This is a genomic window from Flavobacterium ardleyense, from assembly GCF_042686085.1.
GTDB lineage: Bacteria > Bacteroidota > Bacteroidia > Flavobacteriales > Flavobacteriaceae > Flavobacterium > Flavobacterium ardleyense.
This window is the reverse complement of record NZ_JBHUOL010000022.1, coordinates 264,417-286,458: the sequence shown is the minus strand read 5'-3', so window position 1 is coordinate 286,458 and position 22,042 is coordinate 264,417. Positions and strand designations below refer to the sequence as shown.

The window sequence follows — 22,042 nt, the reverse complement described above, 5'->3', positions numbered from 1 at the left end:
AGCTTTTAATAAAATTTAAAAAGAAATTAGTTCGGAGTTAAAACTACCGCAACTTGGAATGTTCCATTAAATAAACCTTGACGTAAATTATACTTAATAACTCTAGTACAAGGATCGTAAGTTCCTGTTCCTCCTGGATACAAAGCAGTATTAGTAACATTAGTCACCACTACTGTATTATCACTATTTATTGTGATAAAACCGGGATAAACATAACCAGTAGCAGCTCCACCAGTAAGAAAATCAACAAATCCATCTCCCCAAAGAGTGCTTACTTCAAACTTTTTAGTATCACCTGGAACAATCGTCATAGTAGGAGTCCAAGGACCGAAAAAATCTTCTTCACCTTCAACTACAGAAGTACCTCTGTAGTTAGTTACCAAATCACTCGGACAAATCCTGATTCTTTTAACAATTGGCTTAAGATTAGCACCACTATCAACAATTCCTACCGTCACATTTGAACGAGACGTACCACTTAAAGTAACATCAAATTCTATGACACTAGCTAAATTAGCACCTAACATATTCATAACAATGCTTGATGTATTTGTAGCTTTATCAAATACAACTTTATTATCAAATGATAGAACACCATTGGTAGTACCAACAATATTTGTAATAGCATAGTCAACTTGTAAGCCAGAAGTATTTACTGGTGATTTCAAATCCACAGGAATTGAAACTTTCCCGTCTTCCATAAACATAATCCCTAATGTAGCAGAATTACGAAATTGAACCCATCCACTTTCTTCATCAGAACTGAATCTTCTGGAATCGTCATCTGAACAGGCTGTAAAAACCCCTAAAGACAACAAAACCGTTAATATTAATATTTTTTTCATAATTCTTACTGTTTTGTAAATTTATAAGTTGTTTGGCTCGAAGGAGCACAATCACTTGTACTATCATTTGTAAATGTCATAAAAAACTCGCTATCATCTTCTGCGTCAAAAGTTGCAGGAGTTGTTGCAGGGCCAAAAAACATTCCGTCAGCACTACATGTACAAGTACTAGGTTGATTATTTTTAACTATAACTTCACCACATAAAAGATTGAAAAAGAAATCTCTGAAAGGAGAACAATAGTCAGGATAATTCTTAGTACTGAATTTTCTCTCAGTCGTAGGAGTATTAGCATTAATATGCTTCAAAACAATAACTGTACCATCACTTAAAGTAGGACCATCAACATATGGGGTCATTTCCTCAATAAGATAATCACCAATAAATTTAGTTGGATCCACAGGACAGCTTTGAGCTACAGTAACTTCATGAGTTGAAGGTGAAAGAACCACGTTAGAACCCGTTGTTACGGAAACAATTTTAAGAATGATTAATTCTGGATTGGTACTAGCAGTCACATCAACACCATCAATCGTTAAAATACCTGAATATTGATTAGCAGGTATAACAACAGTACTTGGCAAAGAATAATTAGCATCATCAGCTGTTGAAGTAGCAAGCACCTCAATAGTTACTGTTCTATCAACATTCGATAAAGAGCTAGAGTTAACAGCAATTTGAACTTGTCCTTCACCATCTAAAACAATATCCAACTTAGAGGTCTTAGTTGCAAAATAAATTAAACCTTGACCATCTGGATTGTACAGAGTACTTTCATTTTCGCTACATGAGAAAACAATGAAAGCTAAAATAAATATTCCAATAATTTTTTTCATACAATAATATTTTATTAATTATAACCTGGATTTTGCACCATCAAGGTATTAGCGCCTGTTTCATTTAAAGGTACAGGTAACGTAAATCTGTGATCTGTTACTCCAATTGTACAAGGAACTGAACCACCACAATCTAAAGCATTTCTTACAATACCAACATTTGTGTCATTTCTAAGTCGTTTTATATCAACATATCTATGACCTTCATATCCCAATTCTAAATTTCTTTCTGCAAGTATTGCTGTTGCAGCTTCGTTCATGTTAGTATACACATCTAGTCCTGGCTCATTACCAGAAGTAAATCTATTATCTCTAAGCAATTTGATAGTCTGAGCAGCAGGTCCATAAGACGTTAAACGAGCTTGCGCTTCAGCCTTAACCAAGTACATTTCTGAAACTCTCATTACTTTCTCTTGGTTGAAATAGTTAACACCACTACTTCCAGGATACTTGTTAATTAAATGCTCATTATTTGCAACATCGCTAGTAGGATCAAACAATACGTTAGTTCTAACATCGTTAGGAACTAACGCGTCATACATTTTATTCGACATTTCCATAAATGCACCTCCAGTACCTGTAAAGAACCAAGTACCACCCATATAAGTTTCAGTAACAGTACGTTTTCTTCTAAAAATAATTTCAGCGTTATTAGCGTCAGTAAATATTCCAGGATACTGTGCAACAGTAGCTAGCGGTACATTCGCAATCACAGCATCAGCTTTGATTAACGCTTGAGGAAAATCACCAGTAACTAAAAACACTTTAGCTCTAAGAAAATCAAAGAAATTTCCAGTAGCAAAATAAGTATCCGTTGTAGAAACCTTTGCTTGAGCAGTATCTAAATCATCTAAAATCCCGTCTCTTACTTCTTCTACTGTATTTCTAGCAATCCCTGCCGTAAGAACTCTATCAACATAAGGAACAGCTAATGAAGTCAAATTTCTAGGATCTACAGTATAATGATTTAATAAGTCAAAATGACATAACGCTCTAAGCGCATAACACTGACCTACAATGTTATCATAGCGAGCTTGCTCAGCAGCAGAAGGTGTAATAGTAGAGGCTGCTACAATAATTCTATTTGCTCTCGCGATTGCAGAATAATGACCCGCCCAAATAGCGGCAGCACTACCCTCTGCAGGATCTAAAACTTGGTTATACAAGTTAATTTGTTGTCCTCCATTATCTGCACCGATTTTTGATTCATCAGTAAAAATAGAAGAGAAAGTTATAATATTTCGCTGTGTATATGCAGAGAACACACCATTTAATCCTAATTCTAAGTCATCAACAGTTCTATATGCCGTATCTGATACTAAAGAATCATTTGGCAATCTATCAAGACTATCTTCACAAGAATAAAAAGCAAATATTACAGTGAATAATAATACTATTTTTTTCATTTATATTTTTTTTTATAAGTTAATATCTACACCAAATGTAAATTGACGTGGAGTAGGGTAATCAAAGAAATTTGATGAACCGTTAGATTCAGGGTCAAATCCTTTATATTTAGTCCATGTAAATAAGTTTTGTGCTTGAACGTAAAAACGAACAGAGCTAAAGTATTTTGAATCCTGCACTTTAGTACCATTTAAAACATAGCCTAAAGTAACATTTCTAAGTCTTAAATATGACGCATCCTCTAAATATCTATCTGTGTTTTGCAGACGAATACTTGGGAAATTTACACTTGGAATACTTGTGATATCTCCAGGATTTTGCCATGCATTTAACATTGTCGTAGACTGATTAGCAAATCCAGCTAAACTCACGTCTTCTACAATCGCTAAAGAACTATTAGTTCTGTATTGCTCAGCTGCAAATGAGAATAAAGATGATATTTGAAAATCTTTATAAGTTGCATTTAATCCAAACCCTCCAGTATACTTAGGAACGAAAGATTTACCTGAACTTACTCTGTCATTCAAATTGTAAACATTAGTTATATCTCCATTGCCATCATAGTAAAGCGGCTGACCATTCGCTGGATCAACACCCGCATAACGAACAGTGTTGAAAGTACCAAAAGCATCACCTACCTGTAAACGAGTAGCACCACTACCTTGGAAATTGGTTAAACCATCTAACTTAACAATTTCGTTTTTGTTGTATGCTCCGTTAGCAAATACATTAACAGTGAAGTCAGACTTTTTGATTAAATCATAATTAAGTTCTAATTCAATTCCTCTGTTTGACATTTCACCAATGTTTTTAAAAATGGAAGCAAAACCAGTAGAAGTAGGTAGCTGTGTTTGAAAAAACAAATCTTTTGTCTTTTTCTCATAAACATCTAATGAACCTCTTAATCTATTTAATATACCAAAATCTAAACCAATATTAGTTTGATAAGTAGTTTCCCACTTCAAGTCTTTATCAGCGATTCCAGGTAAATATGCTTGATTAGAACCATAACCAGTACCTCCAGTAATAGTTTCATATCCTACATAATAACCTCCAACACCTTGATTACCCGTAGAACCATAACTAGCTCTAAGCTTCAAGTCATCGATTACTTTAGAATCTTCCATGAATTTCTCTTCACTAATATTCCATTTACCCGAAACAGACCAGAAAGTTCCCCATCTGTTATCTTCTAAGAAACGTGAAGAAGCATCTCTTCTTGCAGAAACCTGAACACCATATTTGTTATCATAATCATATTTCACAACACCAAAATAACTAAAAATAGCTAATTCAGAATTACGTGAAAAAACTTCAGGCGCATAAATTGCCTGACCACCTTCTAATAAAGATCCTGAAGTAAATCCTGAACCAGAACCAATCAACGCTGGATTCAAACCATAAGCCTGAAAACCTGCATTTTTATAGTCATTATAGAAATACTCTGATAAAACAGTAGCTTCTACGCTATGTTTGTCCTTAAAAGTTTTCTCATATGAAATAAAAGTATTCACATTCAAATTTGAATCTCTACCAAAAGCTTCATACTGATATCCTTTGTTAGCCGATGCTTGTGTAGGATACAAATCTCCTCTAATACTTAGAGGATGTGTAATATCAAGACTTGCAATGTTAGTATAATCTACACCGAAAGAACCCCCAACTTTAATATTAGGAAGAATTTTATAATCAGCATTAATTTGAGCAACAGCTTTTAATTCACTCTCAGAATCCGTATTGAATCTTGAAGTATTTAAAGCTAAATATGGTGTATTAGAAAATCCATTTGCTCCAGAAATTGAGTACCCGCCTTGAGATCCATCTACATTTGTATTATAAGCACCTGACAATTGATTTCCAATGATATTTAAACTTCCATCTGTATTGTATGGAGATAAATAAGGAAGACCAATATAAGGAACGATGAAAGGATTATCAAGTTCCCCTCCTGTATTCTCAGCACCTACTCTATTACGATCCACTACGAAACTACTTTTACTATAGTTAAAAGTCAAATTGTATCCAAAACGGAACTTGTCATTTGGCTTTAACTCGTAGTTAGTTCTAAAAGTAAATCTCTTTAAATCACTTCTTAAGGTAATCCCTTCTTGATCAAAATACCCAATAGAGGTATACGATCTAGAAACATCATTACCCGAAGTTAAATTCAACTCATGAGATGTAGTTCTACCTTCTCTAAAAAATACATCCGACCAGTCTGTATTAGTTTGACCAGCAATAGCGGCGATCTCAACATCAGACAATGGACCAGCACCAACAACAGTTCCTGAACTACCTGTTGCACCATAACCGGTACCAAGAACATCTCTTTGCCAAGTTAAGTATTGTGAAGCATTCATTACATTAAATTTCGCAACTGGCTCCATTGAAATACCGAACAAAGATCTGTACTGCACTTTAAATCCTGAATTATATTTACCTTTTTTAGTTGTAATAAGAACAACTCCACTCGCACCTCTACTTCCGTAAAGTACTGTTGCTGCAGCATCTTTCAAAACGCTTAAGCTTTCAATATCATTAGAATTTATACTTCTAAAGTTTTTAGCATCAATAGGCACACCATCCATTATATAAAGTGGATCTCTTGTACCACTTAATGAAGATATACCTCTGATTCTAACAGAAGCACTTTGACCAGGCTGTCCTGATCCTGTTGAAACAGTCATACCTGCCACACTACCTTGTAGAATCTGGTCTAAAGAAGCGATAGGAACCTGCTCAATTGCTTTAGCACTCACCGTAGATACTGCAGATGTTACATCTTTTTTACTAGATGTACCATAAGCTACAACTACTGTCTCAGCAATTTCAACAATTTTTAAAGAAACATTATAATTGCTTGCATCTCCTACAGTAATACTTTGAGTACTACCTGCAAATGAAACCACTAAAACCTCTCCTTTTCTTGCACTGATAGAATACTTACCATCAAAATCAGTTACCGTACCAGCTTTTGTCGATTGATTAACAACGTTTGCACCAGCAACAGGGCCTAGGTTATCAGAAACCACACCTGTAACAGCTTTCTGTTGCGCGAACGAAAACTGCATCGTAAACGCTACTAATAGCGTAAAAATCCATTTGAACTTCGATCTCATATTAAATTTATTTGAGTTAGTTATCCAGCAAACTTCTTAATAATTTCTTAAATAAACAAGTAATACTCCGGAATATTACAATTTACAAGTGTTAAAGTTTTTACGGTAAAAAAAACACATTTAAGAATTATCTCATAATAAAGATGCATATATGCTAAATAGGTTGAGTAAAAAATTAAATATTTCTCAAAAATAATATTGTTAAGTAAATGTTATACTTTTGCCAAAAAGAAAGATGCTGAACAATAAATTTACGAATCTTGAGCATGAGTGTGGCACAGATGAAGCAGGCAGAGGATGCCTTGCAGGACCGGTTACAGCGGCGGCTGTAATTCTTCCAAATGATTTTGAATTAGCATTACTAAACGATTCCAAACAGTTGTCAGAAAAAACAAGAATGTTACTAAAACCACTAGTAGAAGAAAAAGCTATTTCTTTTGCAGTAACACATCTATTAAATGAAGAAATTGATGAAATCAATATTTTAAACGCTTCAATGAAGGCCATGCAAGAATGCATATTGCAGCTAAAACCGATGCCAGAATATATTATTGTTGATGGCAACAGGGCATTAAACGCCAAATTAGGCATGAAACAGACAAAAGGAAGGATATTTACTTCTGAGGAGATTGAATTATTAAAATCGATCCCCACGACAAGTATCACAAAAGGTGATGCAAAGTTTTTAAATATAGCAGCAGCCTCGGTATTAGCAAAGACGTACCGAGATGAGTATATGAATAAAATTCACGAGGAATTCCCAATGTATAATTGGAAAAAGAACAAAGGCTATCCCACAAAAGAACACAGAGCGGCCATAGCAAAATATGGCCCAACAAAATATCACCGAATGAGTTTTAAATTACTGCCGGATCAATTGCGTTTGGAACTTTAGGAAAGTTGTCCGTTCTCTATTGTAGGTTATCAGTTTAGGTTGATTCTGGAAATAGCTTTTAATTGTGCTTGCTTTTTATTTAACCATTTCTGCTTCAAAAAGCGTTTGAAAATGCTTTAATATTTTTTCTTTTACTTCTTCGGCATCTACGGGCCCACCTAATTCTACATGCATTGACGTCACTGCTTTTCCTTTTATACCACAAGGAATAATATTATCAAAAAATCCTAAATCTGCATTGGCGTTTAAAGCAAATCCATGCATTGTAACCCAGCGTGAAGCTCTTACTCCCATGGCACAAATTTTACGTGCAAATGGCGTTCCAACTCCTAGCCAAACACCTGTTTCTCCACCACTTCTTTCGCAACGTAAACCATATTCGGACAAGGTTAAAATGACTGCTTCTTCTAAAAAACGCAAGTATTTATGAATATCAGTAAAGAAGTTTTCTAAATCTAAAATAGGATATCCTACAATTTGTCCAGGTCCATGATACGTAATATCCCCTCCTCTATTTATCTTATGAAATGTTGCTCCTTTAGCTTCCAATTGTTTTTCGGAAAGTAATAAGTTAGAAAAATCACCACTTTTACCTAAGGTATAAACATGCGGATGTTCTACATATAAGAAATAGTTATCCGTTTCAATGGAAGGATCTTCTCGTTTCAGTTTTTTTTGCGCTACAACTTTTGCAAACAATTCTTCTTGATAATCCCATGTTGCTTTATAATCTTTATTTCCTAAATCTTGCAGTTGGACTTTTTTGTTCATGATTATTTGAATTCTACTTTAAATTCTAAATCTTTTTGCTCATCCATTTCTTCTAAAAAAACCTCATAAGTAAAGGTTTTTCTATCGTCGCTTATTTTTGCTCCTTTTAATGAAACATTTTTTATTTCTTTTGGGAACGTATATTTCATTACATAAGAACATTCCTTCAAAGCAGCACTTATCTGTTTAGAAAACTCATCATCACCTAATTTTTCTTTTTTTGATGCTTTTTTAGATTTTTTCTTCGACTTATCTTTTGATGTAACTGTTTTAATAAAAAATTTATCCGTGTAAGAATAACTCGCTTCGATATTTTCACTATCTGAACCCACTTGACTTGAACCTAACGCTAAATTTTTGTCCGTTTTAGACAATGCATCAATACTTTTAAATGGAGACATGTCTTTTGATATAGCGGCAACTGAGCTTATGTTAATTCCCATTTCATATAGGAAAATATCTTTCGACTCGTCGACATTTAATCGAATATCAAAACCTGATAAAAATTCTAATTTAGCTTTAATACTATCAGGAAGCTTGGAAATACTGTCTTTATGCTCCACTAACAACGTTTTAAAATCTAAAACCGTATCGATTACTTTCTGGTTCGCTTTTTTATCTTTATCCTTTGTACCTAACTTAAGCATAGGCGAAAAATCGAATCCGTAGCGTAAATTTACTTCTTCTGAATCCGTAATTATAAAGGTTTCATGAATTTTACAACCAACGAGTAATGTCCCTAAAAACAAGGCGAGTACTATTTTTTTCATTTTAAAAAATTTTAACAAATATACAAATACTTTACTAACTAGCCCTGATTGAAGAGGAAATCCTTTTTAGAAATGACAGGTTTCAAAAACCTGGCAAGTCTAAAAAGATTGTAACGAAAAGCAGGAATATGGATACCAAAAAGGCGCTTACCATTCGCTTCAGAAAAAAGTTTTCAGTCTTCAGTTCTTAGTTGGCAGTTTTTTAATTTATGCCTATCTTTGCACCCTTAAATATAGTTATATGCAACTTTCGGAACAAGAAATTATCAGAAGAGACAAGCTAAACGCTTTGCGCGAATTAGGAATTAACCCTTATCCGGCGGATTTATTTCCGGTGAATCATACTTCGAAACAGGTGAAGGAGAGTTTTGTAGAAGGTAAGAAGGTGATTTTAGCAGGTCGTTTGATGAGTGTTCGTGACCAAGGGAAAGCTTCGTTTGCTGAGTTACAAGACAGTGAAGGAAGAATTCAGCTGTATTTAAATCGTGATGTTCTTTGCTTAGGTGAAGACAAAACGACTTACAATCAGGTTTTTAAAAAATTAACGGATTTAGGTGATTTTATAGGAATTGAAGGCGAATTGTTTATGACAAAAGTGGGTGCAATGTGTGTTCGCGTCGATAAATTCACTTTTTTAAGTAAGACTTTACGCCCATTACCATTACCAAAAACAGATGAAGAAGGCAATGTTCACGATGCTTTTTCTGATCCTGAATTGCGTTACAGAATGCGTTATGTAGATTTAGTAGTGAATCCGCAAGTAAAAGAAGTGTTTATGAAACGTACGAAATTGTTTACCGCAATGCGTAATTTCTTCAACGATGCCGGTTATTTAGAAGTTGAAACTCCGGTTTTACAATCTATTCCTGGTGGCGCTGCAGCACGACCTTTTATTACACATCATAATAGTTTAGATATTCCATTATACATGCGAATTGCTAACGAATTATACTTAAAAAGACTAATCGTAGGTGGTTTTGACGGTGTTTACGAGTTTTCTAAAAACTTCCGTAACGAAGGAATGGATAGAACGCACAATCCAGAATTTACAGCAATGGAAATTTATGTAGCTTATAAAGACTACAACTGGATGATGGAAATGACTGAAAATTTATTAGAATATTGTGCCAATCAAGTAAACGGAACTACCGAAGCTACTTTTGGCGAACATAAAATAAATTTCAAAGCACCGTATGCTCGTGTGACAATGACAGATGCGATTATTCAATTCACTGGTTTTGACATTACTGGAAAATCTGAAGATGAATTGCGTGAAGCTGCAAAAGGAATGCATATTGAAGTTAACGACACGATGGGGAAAGGAAAATTAATTGATGAGATTTTTGGTGAAAAGTGTGAAGGCAACTTCATTCAGCCAACTTTCATTACTGATTATCCAAAAGAAATGTCACCTTTATGCAAATCTCATAGAGATAATCCAGAATTAACGGAGCGTTTTGAATTGATGGTTTGTGGTAAGGAAATCGCTAATGCGTATTCTGAGTTAAATGATCCAATTGACCAAAGAGAGCGTTTTGAAGCACAAATGGCTTTGGCCGAAAAAGGTGATGATGAAGCAAACGGAATTATCGATGAAGATTTCTTAAGAGCTTTAGAATACGGAATGCCACCAACTTCTGGTTTAGGAATTGGTATGGACCGATTAATTATGTTTTTAACGAATAATCCATCGATTCAGGAAGTGTTATTTTTCCCTCAAATGCGTCCGGAGAAAAAAGGACCTGAATTGACTGAAGATGAAAAACACATTATTGAAGTTTTGAAAGCAAATGAAGGCATTTCGATTGCCGATTTAAAAATCAAAGCGGATTTAAGCGGTAAGAAATGGGATGCTGCCAGCAAAGGAATTAGCAAACACGGTTTAATGAAAATTAAAGTAGATGGCGACAATAAAATTGCCGAATACTTAGGAAAATAATCACATTTTAAAAAGGCTGCTAATTGCAGTCTTTTTTTGTTTTAGAGTTTAAAAAGAAAGGGCAATTGTATTTATATTGCACAAATGGTAAAGATCCTGAAATAAATTAAGGACGACAAAATCCCAGTTAATACTACAAACAAAAAAAACACCTAAAAGTGTTGCATGAATTGTGATTGAAAATAAAAATTAAGCACTAAAAATAGGTGGTCTAAAAACGGAACAATCTGCCGTGTGAAAGTAAAGATTGGCATAATTGTATCCAAAAGAAGTTGTATTATGATAATAAATTTGTCTTACTGATAATGCTTCGATGTCTTGAAAAAACAAGACTTGCGTAATTTGTTTTAAGTTATTCTTTTTATCTGATTTCATTGGCTTTTCATCAGCAGCCGTTTTTGCTAATTCAGCCACCAAATGACATTTTCCATTACACTCTAATTCGGGCTTGTTTGTATTTTTGCAAAGCTCTGTAGCAATGTAGTCATACTGCAAGATGTATTCTAAAACCGGATATATTGGTTTTAGAAATAACATAAGTGCAACTATAACAATTAATCGCTTCATAACGTCAAATTTAAAATAAGAAAACTAATAAAATTATGATTGTGGTCATAATTTAAGTAGTTTTATATCAATTATTTTGTAACACCAAATTGAAAGAGCATAAAACAGAAGCTTTTTCGACTTAAAACACTCATTTTCAACCATGCAAATAGATTTAGATTTACTTTATACTTGGGGCGCAATTGCTAAAGAATATAAAAAAAACGAAATCCTTTTCAGCGAAGACGAAGTAGCAGGTTTTTATTATCAAGTAGTGGAAGGTTGTGTTAGAATGTATAATTCTAATGATGACGGCAAAGAATTTACCCAAGGTTATTTTAATGACGGACAAAGTTTTGGAGAACCTCCTTTACTGATTGACGAGAAATATCCTTCTTCAGCAGTGGCTTTTTGTGATTGTAAAATAATTAAATTGTCAAAGGAGAAATTCCTGAAGATTTTAGATGAAAATCGAGAAACTCAGAACCGATTTCTACAATTATTAGCCCGTAGAATTCATAGCAAGTCGAAAACCTCCAAGGACATTATTAACCAAAAACCTGAGTTTAGAATTTTAGCATTCTTAAATACACATAAAAAAGGCAAAGACGAAATTAGAGAATTGGTTCCTTTTACACGTCAAGAAATTGCCAATTTTACAGGCTTACGTGTTGAAACTGTAATTCGAACATTTACGAAAATGAAAGCAGCGAAAAAAATTGAAATTATAAATCATAAATTATATTACTGATGTTATCTAGAGCAACATTTTGGTTAAAATTCTCATTATTTAATCTACTATTAGTAGCAATCTTAGGACTTTTAATGCGCTACAAAATTGGCTTTGAATTTCCTTTTTTAGATCAAAAAAATCTGCAACACTCGCATTCTCATTTTGCATTCGCCGGATGGATTAGCCACACTTTGATGGTATTGATGCTAGTTTTTTTAACTAAAAAAATAACCAATTCTACTAAAGATTTCCTGAAAAAATACAATACTGTCCTAATTGCAAATTTAATCTGCGCTTATGTGATGCTGATTTCCTTTATAATCCAAGGTTATGGCATTATTTCAATCATTTTTTCTACATCTACTATTGTTGTAGCCTGCGTATTTGCTTTCATGTACTACCAGGATCTAAAAATGGTTCCGAACGATGATCTGTCTAAAAACTGGTTTAAAGGCGCACTCTTTTTTAATGTAATTTCATCTATCGGAACTTTCTATTTAGCCTACATGATGGCGACAAAAACCATTATTCAAAACGAATATTTGGCTTCTATCTATTATTACTTGCACTTTCAGTATAATGGTTGGTTCTTCTTTGCTTGTATGGGATTTCTAATCTCTTTACTAAAATTAAAAGCTTCCGAAAACTCATTTTACAATCAGTTTTACTATCTGTTTTTCCTATCATGTATTCCGGCGTATTTTCTATCGACACTTTGGTTAAAATTACCAATGTGGGTTTATATTTTGACGGTACTTTCTGCAGTAATTCAGGTTTATGCATGGTTTAAATTCTTGGCAATTGTTATCAAAACAAAAAGCGAAGTCATTAAGACCTATCCTGTTTTTCTACGAAATATTTTCCTGTTTTCAGCCTTGGCCTTAACCTTAAAACTTTTACTACAATTAGGCTCTACAATTCCTGCGTTAAGTCAACTGGCTTTTGGGTTTAGACCGATTGTAATCGCATATTTACATTTAATACTTTTAGCTGTAATTTCATTATTTTTATTGTTCTATATTTTTGCTACTGATTTGATCCGTGTCAATAAGGGGATAAAAATTGGTCTAATAATTTTTACTGTTGGAGTTTTCTTAAACGAAATTATCCTAGCCATACAAGGAGTTGCCGGCTTTAGTTACACTAAAGTTCCATATGTTAACGAGATGCTTTTTGTAGCTGCCATCGTTTTAGTGACCGGAATAGGTATTACTGCTTTTTCTTCTGGAAAAAAGGTTAAAATTTAGAATATCTTATGCGTACAATCATAAAATATAGCTTTTATAATCAGGTACTTTGTTAGTATAATTTGAATGTATTATAAAACCAATAATTATGAGAACAACAATCAAAACGTTATTAATTGCAAGTTTATTATTTGCTTTTAATTGCAAGCAGGTCGACCAACCAGCTACAGAATCAACATCAGATACAACAGAAGCGGCTGTTGGAGGACAAGAAAATGTTGTGGATGAAACTTCAATGCCAAACATTGTTCAGACGGCTGTTGCAAGTAAAGATCACACCACTTTAGTAGCTGCATTAAAAGCGGCAAATTTAGTATCTTCACTAAGCAACGCAGGTCCATTTACAGTTTTTGCACCCACTAATGCTGCGTTTGATAAATTACCAGCTGGCACAGTAGATGGCTTGTTAAAACCAGAGAAAAAAGATGATTTAGAAAACATTTTAGGCTATCATACTTATGTAGGTGTTTTAAAAACAGAATACATGCAAGACGGACAATCGTATGATATGGTTTATGGTGGAAAAGTAAAAATCACAAAAGAAGGTGATAAAACTTTTGTAAATGGTTCTGAAATACTAGCCACAATTGAGACTGCTAACGGCGTGATCCACGTAATTGGAGATGTTCTTTTACCAAAATAAGATAAAATTATTAATTCAACTTATTTCTATTTTATAAAAGTTAAAAAAGCGTGAATTTTAAAATTCACGCTTTTTTATTTTCTTTATATTGTTATCAATCTTGTCCACCTAATTCTACTAAACTTTCTAAAACTACATACCTCAACAGCATCAGAAGAAACTAACTAACTGAAGGCGTATAAATAGATTTAGAGTCATTTTCGAAGCTTTCTTAAGACAGGTTAGCTAACTGTCTTAAGAAATTCTGTTGCACTAATAAAAAACACTACTTTCAGAATAACAATTCGCTCTATAACTGCTCTAAATTGAAGTCATTTATAGAATAGTAGTTCTTAGTCATAAGATCAATAACGTATACCACAAGCTCCAAAACAAGTGATAGCATTCTTATACTTTCGATATATTTATTAGAAAAAGAGATATCAACTTACAGATTACATTTTTCTAGCTTTTGGAACTTCAATAAGCACTAAAATAAATGGCCACTCACCAAAACGGTAGCGGCCAATAATTTTATTATTTCTAAAATTTAATGCTTTATGGAGCTAGTGTTTTGCTCATCAATACAGCAGAAATATTCATTGCTCTATTTTTTATTTCTTCCGCCTTTGGTCCTTCAAAAAAGGTATTTACAGTTTCTTCAAAAAGTTTATTCCATTGCTTAAAATGCTTCGGATTTAAAGGGCTTTTTTCGTGTAATTCTTTATGAACCACCATCGGACTTCCATTGTAATTTCCGGTGTAAAATAAAATATTTTCCCAAAAGTTGTACATTATCGGAAGATGCAATTCCCAATTCACTTGCGCTACATCATTAAACATATAACCAATTATCGAATCAGATTTAATCTTATCGTAAAATGAATTCACTAATTTCTCAATGTCTTTTCTATTTCTGATGTCCGTTTTCATGTTAAAATAATTTAGAAATTAGTGTGAAATTCTTTAGTTATAAAATCTAAATTTATACAACTCGATTCTTTTACAAATCTTTTGTTTTGAACTTTCTAAGTGAAATTAAAAAAGGAAGTATTACCCATAAAACCAATAAGAATAAAGAAACTGCTATTCCTATTCCGTTACCGAAGTATTCTTTGAATAAGGCTCCTGTGTATCCCATCATTGCTGAAGCATCAAGATGCAATAACATTTGAATTCTCGCTAAGTCAATTGGACTCATTGAGGTTACAAAAATCATTGGTTTTTCAATTGGATAATCCGAAAACTGAAACAATAAGAACAAAATTAAACCGTCAAAAATCAAGGCAAAGAACAACCAAATTACGATTGAAGTTCCAATTCCTCTCGCTTTATCGCGATTAAAAATTGCGCTAAAAAAAGCTAGAGAGACGAAAATTGCTGTAATTAAAATACCGATGATCAACATCATAAACCCATTAAAATCAGGCGCATAAATCAGTAAAGGTATTCCAGAACCTATAAAGAAAGAGATTACTAAAGACAACATCAAACTGATGAATAAACTGATCCAAATCTTACTTCTTTTAATAGGCTGACTTACTAATAATTCTATGAATTCAGAACTATTATAAATGTAAATCGTTGAAAATAAAATAGCTACTAACGGAACTGTGAACAAAATTACATTTAATACCGTTAACATTCCTTTAGCTGAATTGTCTTCCATTGCAAAAGAACTCCATGACAAAACGGCTAAAATAAGTGTGTAAACTATTACTATTTTATTTTTTAAAATATCGGATAATATGATTTTAATTATTCTGTTCATGTGAGTTTGCTCTTAAAATTTTGGCTATGGCTTTAGATATCTTATCTTCTTGGGTTTCTTCTCTCAATTCATTTACGCTCTTGTGGAAAAAAACTTTCCCTTCCTGCATAAAAATAATTTCCGAAATTAAATCATCTAATTCACTCAATAGATGTGATGTAATAATGATTAACTTTCCTTTATCTTTTTCCTTGATGATTTTATCTTTCAACAACTCTGAGGCTAACGGATCTAGTCCGGCAGTAGGCTCATCTAAGATTAAAACATCAGGGTTGAATAAAAACGCCAATACGGCACTTACTTTCTGAGTTGTTCCTCCCGAAAGTGTTCGCATTTGTTTGTTTAGCATTTTTTCAATTCCGAAAGCATGGTATAAATCATCGTCTAAAACTTCTTTCGAATTTCGGATTTTCTTTACCATTTCAATAATTTGACCTATTGTCATGGTATCTGGATAACGGCCAATTTGAGGCATATATCCAATTTTTTCTCTGTATAAATAATCGCCAAAAACTGACTTATTATTGAATTCCATTGTTCCTTTATCAGGTAAAACCATTCCTAAAATTGATTTAATCAAAGTGGTTTTTCCGCATCCGTTTGGACCAATCAATGCAATACATTGACCTGATTTACACGAAATAGAAACATCTTTAAGGACTTCTAATTTTCCGAATTTTTTGCTTACCTCTTTTACTTCTATCATAATGGCAACGGTTTCATTAATGGTTTATTATCTATAAAATTATCTGGTGTAATACTTGGCAATACTTTTTCTGATTTGTCTAAAAGTGTAATCATAAAACTTCTAAACAAAAGCATTGCGGAAGGATTGTTTTCAATAAGAACGGCAAACAAACTCAAAGGATGATACGGCACATCGCCTACTCCATCTTTATTGATATCATACCCTTCATACTTATCCCAATAATTACTATTAAAGGTGTTTAAAACAAGAGTTCCATTGGTTCCCATATCAAAGGTATTCCCCTTAAAATTATTATTCACCACCTCATTATCCATACTATTAGCCTGGATTTGCATGGCCCATCCGTTTGAATTAAATTGATTCTTTTCAATTTTATTACGGCTACTTCCTTCTATATAAATTGCAGAAGTATTAGAAATGAATTTATTATTAAAGATATAACTATCAGAAATTTCTTTTAAAAGCAACCCGTAAGCAGAAGCACCCCAGTTTTGATCAAATGTATTATTAAACATTTTCACATTCTTAGTGTACATCACCGAAACTCCTGCTCCATTATTTCTAAATACATTAGTAATGTAAGAGTTACTATGTGAAAACATGAAATGAAGCCCATATCTAATATTATTAGTGCAGATATTTCTCCAAACTAATGAATCATATACAAATTCAAAATAGATGCCATCTCTATGGCCGTCAATACGATTACCAATGATTAAGATATCATTTGACTTCCAGCAGTGTATTCCGTTTCCTAGTTGCTGTTCTTCTCTGCCGTGTGCAATTAGGTGATTATTTTTTATGGTACAATTTTGGCTATTTTGAAGATATATACCAAAAAAATTATCCTCTAAAACATTGTTTTGAATTACAACGTATGATTTGTTATACACTTTGATACCACAAGGATCTGTAATTGTTGCATAAGCTGATTTAATAACTTTAAAACCATCTACAACAACACTATCTGCTTTAATAGATAACACTTCATGTTTTTTTTCCCCATCTAAAATGGGTAAATCTTTACCTATAAAAACAATTTTTTTATCAATTATTATATTTCCTTCTCTATATAAACCACCGTGAACCATTAAAGTATCACCAGCTTTCGCTAATTCAATTCCTTTTTTAATTGACTTAATAGGGTGATCTTTTCCTACATGAATAGTTTGTGCATTCAATGAAAATGAAAAAAGAAGTACTATAACTATGAAATTTCTCATTTAAATTTATTTAATAATTTCGCTCCAAGAAATAGGATTTGCTTTATATTTTTCAGCCATTTGTTTAGCTTCTGCCTCCGTTTGAACAGCAATTGTATTACCGCGCATAGGACTGTTGATTTCTCCTCCTTTTACATAGTAAGCACTTTCCGCAGCAATAAGTGCGTTGTCTTGGTTAAAATCATGAATGAAAAATGACTGAATGTTAGTAGAGCTGTTTTCTTTGTGATAATTAATCATGCAATGCATGTCATCAAATTTATAGACTCTTCCTTTGGCCGTAATTAATTCTGCGCCAAATTTTCCGTCGGCAATTGTCATTTTACAAAATTCGCATCCATCAGCGTTTAGTTTAATAGGCTCAGCACCTTGTGGCGCGCAAGAGACCATTACGATAAAAAGTAAGAAATACGATATTTTTCTCATCATGTTGTTTTTTTATATTTGTATTCCATCCACACGATTATTGCTAATAAAAGTCCAGCTGCTGTAAGCATCCAACCTCCTACATCAGGAATAGAATAAGCTCCAAAGTTTAACAATTGTTTAAATCCTAATAATGGGGGCTGATAAGCCATTCCAGGAACAATAATAGCGGCATGCGGGTCTAAATTGTGTCCGTATTCATAATTCCATCTGTAAAAGTCAATTCCAGAAAGCGCTATAAAAAGCACAAAAGTAATTAAGAAGGCAAAAACTGCTTTTCTATTATTGATGAAAATTAAGGCCAAAGCCACTAATGCAAACGCACTGAATATATAAGGCAAAATCTTAAACTCAAAGAAATTTTCTGTGTGCAAAGTTGCCATCCCAATATAGTGATTTAATCCATTTATAATATCAACATCACCAGCAATTTTATTTGCATGCAGTTGTAATGTTAATCCTTCTGGATATTGTGGTGCATCTAATTCGATTCTCCATAAAGGTACAAACAGAGAACCAATGAAAAGCAATCCTACGATCAAAAGCATAGCTTTCGAAAGCAAAGTTAAATTTGATGTTTTCATTTTGAAAGTTTTTTAAAAAAATAAAGGGAGCAGTTTAACTTGCTCCCTTCTTTCTTATTATTATTATTTTGAAGAAGCTGGTAAATTAGTACCTAAGCTATAAGAAATTGGCACATTACTTCCTGCCGGAGATACTCTAATATATCCTGACATTTCTTGGTGTAATGCACTACAGAAGTCTGTACAATAGAAAGGCACTATACCTACTTTATTTGCTTTCCAATATAAAGTAGCTGTTTCTCCTGGCATGATTAACAATTCAGCAGTTGGCGCTCTTCTAATTGAGAAACCATGAGGAACGTCCCAGTCTTGTTCTAAGTTTGTGATATGGAAATATACATCATCACCTACTTTAATTCCTTCAATATTGTCTGGAGAGAAGTGAGAGCGAATCATTGTCATGTAAACATGTACTTTATTTCCTTCTCTAACTACTTTCGTTTCTTTTTCACCTTTTGCAACTCTTGGGTGCTTGTTGGCTTTTATATCATATATTTTCAGCTGTCCGTTGTTACGAATTAAATCTGCAGGAGCTGCTTGCGCATAGTGAGGCTCACCTATTGTAGGGAAGTCTAACAATAATTGCATTTTTTCTCCACTAATATCAAATAACTGAGCAGATTGCGTTAATTCTGGACCTGTTGGTAAATATCTGTCTTTTGTAATTTTGTTATACGCAACTAAGTATTTTCCAAATGGTTTTCTAGAGTCTCCTCCAGGAATCATTAAGTGACCTGTTGAATAAAACGTAGGCGATCTATCTAACACCTTAAGTGTTTTAATATCCCATTTCACAATCTCAGACGAAACGAACATAGTTGAATATGCATTTCCTTTACCGTCAAATTCTGTATGTAATGGCCCTAATCCTGGTTTTTGAACTTCTCCATGTAAAACAGAAGCATATTTTAAAACCGGAATTCCTTCATAATCTCCTTCGAAATCTTTTTTATCAATAGCTTTGATCATTTTATCAAAACTAAATACAGGAATCAAAGCAGCTAATTTTCCAGAACCTACAATGTATTCTCCTGTTGGATCAACATCACATCCGTGAGGTGATTTTGGACATGGCATTAAATAAAGAACATCTTTTAAATTTTCTACATCTAATACTAAAACCTCTTCTTTGATTACAGATTTTCCAGTATGCGTTTCATCATCCCATGTGTTATGAGCATATCTAGCTTTTTCCATTTTACCTTTACCAGCTTTGATATATTCTTCAGCTTTTTTCCAGTTAACCGCCATGATAAAATCTTTATCATTTTGAGAAGCATTGACTTCTAAAAGAGTGTTTGCTTGTTCTGAATTATAACAAGTAAAGAAGAACCAGCCATGAGATTTTCCTTTTCCTGCGTGAGAAAGGTCAAAATTCACCCCTGGTAAACGCAATTGAAATGCAATATCCATTCCACCCGTTTCTTTGTCAACACTAATAAAACTGATGTGAGCTTTAAAGTTTTTCTTGTATGTGTTAATTGGCACATCACCATCTTCATAGTCACCCGGTACACCAAAACGTGTTCCTGCAACTACATATTCTGTATTTTCTGTAATAAATGGTGAAGAGTGATTACCCGCAGAGTTTGGTAATTCAATAATTTCAGCCGTTTTAAAACGTTTTAAATCTACTCTAGCAACACGTGGAGTATTATTTGCGTTTGCAAAAATCCATCTTCCGTCTACTTCACCGTTTGTTTGTGATAATTCAACGTGATGTTGATCATCCCATGGAACAAAACCTTCTGATGTGTTTAACATCGGTTTTGATTCTTCACTATAACCCCATCCACTTTCTGGATCTACTGAGAAAATAGGAATTACTTTTAATAGTCTAGCACTTGGCAGACCATAAATACTCATTTGACCACTGAAACCTCCTGATACGAAGTTGTAGAACTCATCGTATTTCCCAGGTGCAACATAGACACGCTGCGCAGCATCGCCACTCACAGCATCGCCTGTGCTTTTAGGTTTACAAGAAGTGACAAGTGCACTTCCCAATGCAATTACTAGAATTGCTTGTACAAATTTATTTTTCATAATATCGGTAATTAAATTGTGGAAATTGAATTACTTTCACCTAACTCAATTTCCATTTATGTTTATTTTACACCATCATTCTGACGCATGTATTCCACAATTTCTCTTGCTTCAACATCAGAAACACCTTGGTTTGGCATACGTACTAAACAAATCTCTAGTTGCGCTTGCACTTCAGGGTCTTTATCAATCATTGGATCTGGATTGGTAATGAAATTCATAATCCATTCTGGTTTTCTTCTTTCAGAAACACCTTTCCATCCTGGTCCAACTAATTTTTCATCTGTCATTTTATGGCATGAAGTACATTTTACTTCAGATACTTCTTCTCCTTTTTTTGCCATCGCAAGGTCTAATCCCGTTCCTAAATCTACTGAGTCATGTTTTCCTTCACCACGATTTGGGTCGTATGTTGCAGCATCAGATGCTCCTTCTTCAGTAGTTGGAGTAGAAAAATCAGTTCCGTTTTCTTCTTTTTTACCACATGCGATTACTAGTACAAATGATAAGATTAATAAAAATGTTTTGTTCATGATATTATATGTTAGAATTAATACGACAAATCTCCGAAATTAGGGGGTCAAAAAGTATGACTACAATCATAACAATCAACATTTGCTAAAACTTTGTTAAATATTAAACCTTTCCATTTCATTACGGTCTTATTAGTAAATCCTCAAAATAATACATCATGAAAAAGTTACTAGTAATTATCGCATTAGCCCTTTCTACTCTAACATTAGCACAAGAAACAACAGGCAAAAAAGACAGATTAACTCCTGAACAACAAACTGAGCTGAAGGTTAAGCAAATGACATTGGATTTAGATCTGTCTAAGAGACAGCAAAAAGATTTAAAAGTAATTTTATTAGAGAAGGCCCAAAAAAGACAAGACAAGATGGTAATGTTTAAGGCGAGCGGCGAAAAAACCCAACAACGAACAGCAAATGAACGCTTTGAAATGCGAAGGAAAATGCTTGACGACCAGATTGACAAAAAAGCAAAAATGAGAAAACTATTGAATGAAAGTCAATTTGAAAAATGGGAAACAAACAAGACAAAAAGAGTAAAGCAAATGAAAAATAAACGCTCTAATAGAAAATACAAAAGAAAAGCCAGTCAAGAAATTACAGAGTAATTTTTTTTATTTTTATATTTGTTAATCCAAAAAAAACAATTAGATTTGGATTTAGAAAACTATAAAAATCGAAAAATGAAAAAATTAGCAGTACTATTTATTTTATTCTTAGCCTACTCTTTTGACGGTCATGCGCAAGAATTTGAAAAATTTGACAGCGAGAAGCAAGCTAAGAAAGAAATAGAAAAGGTAACTCAATATTTAAGCTTAGACGATTCGCTATCTAACGACATCTATTCATTATTGTTGAAAAAACATAAAGATCTTGCTGAAAACAAAAAAAAGGAAGACAAAGAAGTTATTTACCACCATGTAGAAGCTAAACTCAAAGCAACTTTCACTGCAGAACAATACACTAAGTTAGAAAGCAACAAAGCGCTTTTGTTTGATTTAATACACTAAAAAAAAAGCCCGT

Annotated in this window: 22 protein-coding genes; 7 read left to right on the top strand and 15 right to left on the bottom strand. The window is 33.3% G+C overall.

Annotation, left to right across the window (positions count from 1 at the left end):
• Window positions 1-26: 26 nt before the first annotated feature.
• From ACFSX9_RS15175 to ACFSX9_RS15160, 4 genes are read right to left on the bottom strand one after another with little or no spacing between them, the layout of a single operon-like run.
• Window positions 27-845 (bottom strand): hypothetical protein, encoded by an 819-nt coding sequence (locus tag ACFSX9_RS15175; protein ID WP_379809202.1) that lies wholly within the window; start codon window positions 843-845, stop codon window positions 27-29.
• 5 nt (window positions 846-850) lie between these two features.
• Window positions 851-1,681 carry a hypothetical protein gene (locus ACFSX9_RS15170; protein ID WP_379809200.1) on the bottom strand — a complete coding sequence of 277 codons (831 nt, stop codon included), beginning with the start codon at window positions 1,679-1,681 and terminating at the stop codon, window positions 851-853.
• A 14-nt stretch (window positions 1,682-1,695) separates the two neighbouring features.
• Window positions 1,696-3,087, bottom strand: a complete 1,392-nt coding sequence (locus tag ACFSX9_RS15165; RefSeq protein WP_379809198.1) for a RagB/SusD family nutrient uptake outer membrane protein — start codon at window positions 3,085-3,087, stop codon at window positions 1,696-1,698.
• 12 nt (window positions 3,088-3,099) lie between these two features.
• Window positions 3,100-6,207, bottom strand: coding sequence for a SusC/RagA family TonB-linked outer membrane protein (locus ACFSX9_RS15160; protein ID WP_379809196.1), 3,108 nt, complete (start codon window positions 6,205-6,207; stop codon window positions 3,100-3,102).
• A 235-nt stretch (window positions 6,208-6,442) separates the two neighbouring features.
• Here ACFSX9_RS15160 and ACFSX9_RS15155 point away from each other — a divergent pair, with 235 nt between their 5' ends.
• Window positions 6,443-7,102 carry a ribonuclease HII gene (locus ACFSX9_RS15155; protein ID WP_379809194.1) on the top strand — a complete coding sequence of 220 codons (660 nt, stop codon included), beginning with the start codon at window positions 6,443-6,445 and terminating at the stop codon, window positions 7,100-7,102.
• Between the two features lie 75 nt (window positions 7,103-7,177).
• Here the strand turns inward: ACFSX9_RS15155 and lipB are convergent, their stop codons facing one another.
• Together lipB and ACFSX9_RS15145 are read right to left on the bottom strand one after the other, a co-directional pair.
• Entirely contained in the window at window positions 7,178-7,873 is a 696-nt protein-coding gene (gene lipB / locus ACFSX9_RS15150; protein WP_379809192.1) for a lipoyl(octanoyl) transferase LipB, read from the bottom strand.
• 2 nt (window positions 7,874-7,875) lie between these two features.
• The gene (locus ACFSX9_RS15145) at window positions 7,876-8,643 is read right to left on the bottom strand and encodes a hypothetical protein (RefSeq protein WP_379809190.1); all 768 of its coding nucleotides are present in this window, start codon (window positions 8,641-8,643) and stop codon (window positions 7,876-7,878) included.
• Between the two features lie 241 nt (window positions 8,644-8,884).
• On the opposite strand from ACFSX9_RS15145, the gene lysS reads away from it, so the two are divergent.
• Window positions 8,885-10,582, top strand: coding sequence for a lysine--tRNA ligase (lysS, locus tag ACFSX9_RS15140; RefSeq protein WP_379809188.1), 1,698 nt, complete (start codon window positions 8,885-8,887; stop codon window positions 10,580-10,582).
• 189 nt (window positions 10,583-10,771) lie between these two features.
• Here lysS and ACFSX9_RS15135 read toward each other — a convergent pair whose 3' ends face one another.
• Window positions 10,772-11,149 carry a hypothetical protein gene (locus ACFSX9_RS15135; RefSeq protein WP_379809186.1) on the bottom strand — a complete coding sequence of 126 codons (378 nt, stop codon included), beginning with the start codon at window positions 11,147-11,149 and terminating at the stop codon, window positions 10,772-10,774.
• 142 nt (window positions 11,150-11,291) lie between these two features.
• On the opposite strand from ACFSX9_RS15135, the gene ACFSX9_RS15130 reads away from it, so the two are divergent.
• From ACFSX9_RS15130 to ACFSX9_RS15120, 3 genes are all read left to right on the top strand, one after another.
• Window positions 11,292-11,879 (top strand): Crp/Fnr family transcriptional regulator, encoded by a 588-nt coding sequence (locus ACFSX9_RS15130; RefSeq protein WP_379809184.1) that lies wholly within the window; start codon window positions 11,292-11,294, stop codon window positions 11,877-11,879.
• Window positions 11,879-13,108, top strand: a complete 1,230-nt coding sequence (locus ACFSX9_RS15125; RefSeq protein WP_379809182.1) for a hypothetical protein — start codon at window positions 11,879-11,881, stop codon at window positions 13,106-13,108. Before ACFSX9_RS15130 ends, ACFSX9_RS15125 begins: the two co-directional genes overlap by 1 nt.
• An 88-nt stretch (window positions 13,109-13,196) precedes the next feature.
• Window positions 13,197-13,751: a fasciclin domain-containing protein gene (locus ACFSX9_RS15120; RefSeq protein WP_379809180.1), complete on the top strand. Its 555-nt coding sequence runs from the start codon at window positions 13,197-13,199 to the stop codon at window positions 13,749-13,751.
• 537 nt (window positions 13,752-14,288) lie between these two features.
• Here the strand turns inward: ACFSX9_RS15120 and ACFSX9_RS15115 are convergent.
• From ACFSX9_RS15115 to ACFSX9_RS15080, 8 genes are all read right to left on the bottom strand, one after another.
• Window positions 14,289-14,663, bottom strand: coding sequence for a group III truncated hemoglobin (locus ACFSX9_RS15115; RefSeq protein WP_379809178.1), 375 nt, complete (start codon window positions 14,661-14,663; stop codon window positions 14,289-14,291).
• Between the two features lie 70 nt (window positions 14,664-14,733).
• On the bottom strand, window positions 14,734-15,501 hold the full coding sequence (locus ACFSX9_RS15110) for an ABC transporter permease subunit (protein WP_379809176.1): 768 nt from the start codon (window positions 15,499-15,501) through the stop codon (window positions 14,734-14,736).
• Window positions 15,485-16,207: an ABC transporter ATP-binding protein gene (locus ACFSX9_RS15105; protein WP_379809174.1), complete on the bottom strand. Its 723-nt coding sequence runs from the start codon at window positions 16,205-16,207 to the stop codon at window positions 15,485-15,487. Before ACFSX9_RS15105 ends, ACFSX9_RS15110 begins: the two co-directional genes overlap by 17 nt.
• Window positions 16,204-17,433: a nitrous oxide reductase family maturation protein NosD gene (locus ACFSX9_RS15100; protein ID WP_379809172.1), complete on the bottom strand. Its 1,230-nt coding sequence runs from the start codon at window positions 17,431-17,433 to the stop codon at window positions 16,204-16,206. Before ACFSX9_RS15100 ends, ACFSX9_RS15105 begins: the two co-directional genes overlap by 4 nt.
• A gap of 6 nt (window positions 17,434-17,439) precedes the next feature.
• Window positions 17,440-17,859: a nitrous oxide reductase accessory protein NosL gene (locus ACFSX9_RS15095; protein ID WP_379809170.1), complete on the bottom strand. Its 420-nt coding sequence runs from the start codon at window positions 17,857-17,859 to the stop codon at window positions 17,440-17,442.
• Window positions 17,859-18,443, bottom strand: a complete 585-nt coding sequence (locus tag ACFSX9_RS15090; protein WP_379809168.1) for a hypothetical protein — start codon at window positions 18,441-18,443, stop codon at window positions 17,859-17,861. Before ACFSX9_RS15090 ends, ACFSX9_RS15095 begins: the two co-directional genes overlap by 1 nt.
• A gap of 63 nt (window positions 18,444-18,506) precedes the next feature.
• On the bottom strand, window positions 18,507-20,489 hold the full coding sequence (nosZ, locus tag ACFSX9_RS15085; RefSeq protein WP_379809166.1) for a Sec-dependent nitrous-oxide reductase: 1,983 nt from the start codon (window positions 20,487-20,489) through the stop codon (window positions 18,507-18,509).
• A gap of 62 nt (window positions 20,490-20,551) precedes the next feature.
• Window positions 20,552-21,022, bottom strand: coding sequence for a c-type cytochrome (locus ACFSX9_RS15080; RefSeq protein WP_379809164.1), 471 nt, complete (start codon window positions 21,020-21,022; stop codon window positions 20,552-20,554).
• Window positions 21,023-21,180: 158 nt separating this feature from the next.
• Between ACFSX9_RS15080 and ACFSX9_RS15075 the strand changes: the two genes are divergently transcribed.
• Together ACFSX9_RS15075 and ACFSX9_RS15070 are read left to right on the top strand one after the other, a co-directional pair.
• A complete protein-coding gene (locus ACFSX9_RS15075) occupies window positions 21,181-21,627 on the top strand; it encodes a hypothetical protein (RefSeq protein WP_379809162.1) in 447 nt (148 codons plus the stop codon).
• Between the two features lie 75 nt (window positions 21,628-21,702).
• Window positions 21,703-22,029 (top strand): hypothetical protein, encoded by a 327-nt coding sequence (locus ACFSX9_RS15070; RefSeq protein WP_379809160.1) that lies wholly within the window; start codon window positions 21,703-21,705, stop codon window positions 22,027-22,029.
• The last annotated feature ends 13 nt before the right edge of the window (window positions 22,030-22,042 follow it).

What these genes read in the sequence shown, in the direction of transcription:
- ACFSX9_RS15105 (WP_379809174.1), bottom strand. Translation starts at nt 16,207, where the DNA reads ATGATAGAAGTAAAAGAGGTAAGCAAAAAATTCGGAAAATTAGAAGTC.
- ACFSX9_RS15155 (WP_379809194.1), top strand. Translation starts at nt 6,443, where the DNA reads ATGCTGAACAATAAATTTACGAATCTTGAGCATGAGTGTGGCACAGAT.
- ACFSX9_RS15080 (WP_379809164.1), bottom strand. Translation starts at nt 21,022, where the DNA reads ATGAACAAAACATTTTTATTAATCTTATCATTTGTACTAGTAATCGCA.
- ACFSX9_RS15120 (WP_379809180.1), top strand. Translation starts at nt 13,197, where the DNA reads ATGAGAACAACAATCAAAACGTTATTAATTGCAAGTTTATTATTTGCT.
- ACFSX9_RS15090 (WP_379809168.1), bottom strand. Translation starts at nt 18,443, where the DNA reads ATGAAAACATCAAATTTAACTTTGCTTTCGAAAGCTATGCTTTTGATC.
- ACFSX9_RS15170 (WP_379809200.1), bottom strand. Translation starts at nt 1,681, where the DNA reads ATGAAAAAAATTATTGGAATATTTATTTTAGCTTTCATTGTTTTCTCA.
- ACFSX9_RS15125 (WP_379809182.1), top strand. Translation starts at nt 11,879, where the DNA reads ATGTTATCTAGAGCAACATTTTGGTTAAAATTCTCATTATTTAATCTA.
- ACFSX9_RS15145 (WP_379809190.1), bottom strand. Translation starts at nt 8,643, where the DNA reads ATGAAAAAAATAGTACTCGCCTTGTTTTTAGGGACATTACTCGTTGGT.
- ACFSX9_RS15130 (WP_379809184.1), top strand. Translation starts at nt 11,292, where the DNA reads ATGCAAATAGATTTAGATTTACTTTATACTTGGGGCGCAATTGCTAAA.
- lysS (WP_379809188.1), top strand. Translation starts at nt 8,885, where the DNA reads ATGCAACTTTCGGAACAAGAAATTATCAGAAGAGACAAGCTAAACGCT.
- ACFSX9_RS15110 (WP_379809176.1), bottom strand. Translation starts at nt 15,501, where the DNA reads ATGAACAGAATAATTAAAATCATATTATCCGATATTTTAAAAAATAAA.
- ACFSX9_RS15135 (WP_379809186.1), bottom strand. Translation starts at nt 11,149, where the DNA reads ATGAAGCGATTAATTGTTATAGTTGCACTTATGTTATTTCTAAAACCA.
- ACFSX9_RS15175 (WP_379809202.1), bottom strand. Translation starts at nt 845, where the DNA reads ATGAAAAAAATATTAATATTAACGGTTTTGTTGTCTTTAGGGGTTTTT.
- ACFSX9_RS15070 (WP_379809160.1), top strand. Translation starts at nt 21,703, where the DNA reads ATGAAAAAATTAGCAGTACTATTTATTTTATTCTTAGCCTACTCTTTT.
- ACFSX9_RS15165 (WP_379809198.1), bottom strand. Translation starts at nt 3,087, where the DNA reads ATGAAAAAAATAGTATTATTATTCACTGTAATATTTGCTTTTTATTCT.
- ACFSX9_RS15100 (WP_379809172.1), bottom strand. Translation starts at nt 17,433, where the DNA reads ATGAGAAATTTCATAGTTATAGTACTTCTTTTTTCATTTTCATTGAAT.
- ACFSX9_RS15115 (WP_379809178.1), bottom strand. Translation starts at nt 14,663, where the DNA reads ATGAAAACGGACATCAGAAATAGAAAAGACATTGAGAAATTAGTGAAT.
- ACFSX9_RS15160 (WP_379809196.1), bottom strand. Translation starts at nt 6,207, where the DNA reads ATGAGATCGAAGTTCAAATGGATTTTTACGCTATTAGTAGCGTTTACG.
- ACFSX9_RS15075 (WP_379809162.1), top strand. Translation starts at nt 21,181, where the DNA reads ATGAAAAAGTTACTAGTAATTATCGCATTAGCCCTTTCTACTCTAACA.
- nosZ (WP_379809166.1), bottom strand. Translation starts at nt 20,489, where the DNA reads ATGAAAAATAAATTTGTACAAGCAATTCTAGTAATTGCATTGGGAAGT.
- lipB (WP_379809192.1), bottom strand. Translation starts at nt 7,873, where the DNA reads ATGAACAAAAAAGTCCAACTGCAAGATTTAGGAAATAAAGATTATAAA.
- ACFSX9_RS15095 (WP_379809170.1), bottom strand. Translation starts at nt 17,859, where the DNA reads ATGAGAAAAATATCGTATTTCTTACTTTTTATCGTAATGGTCTCTTGC.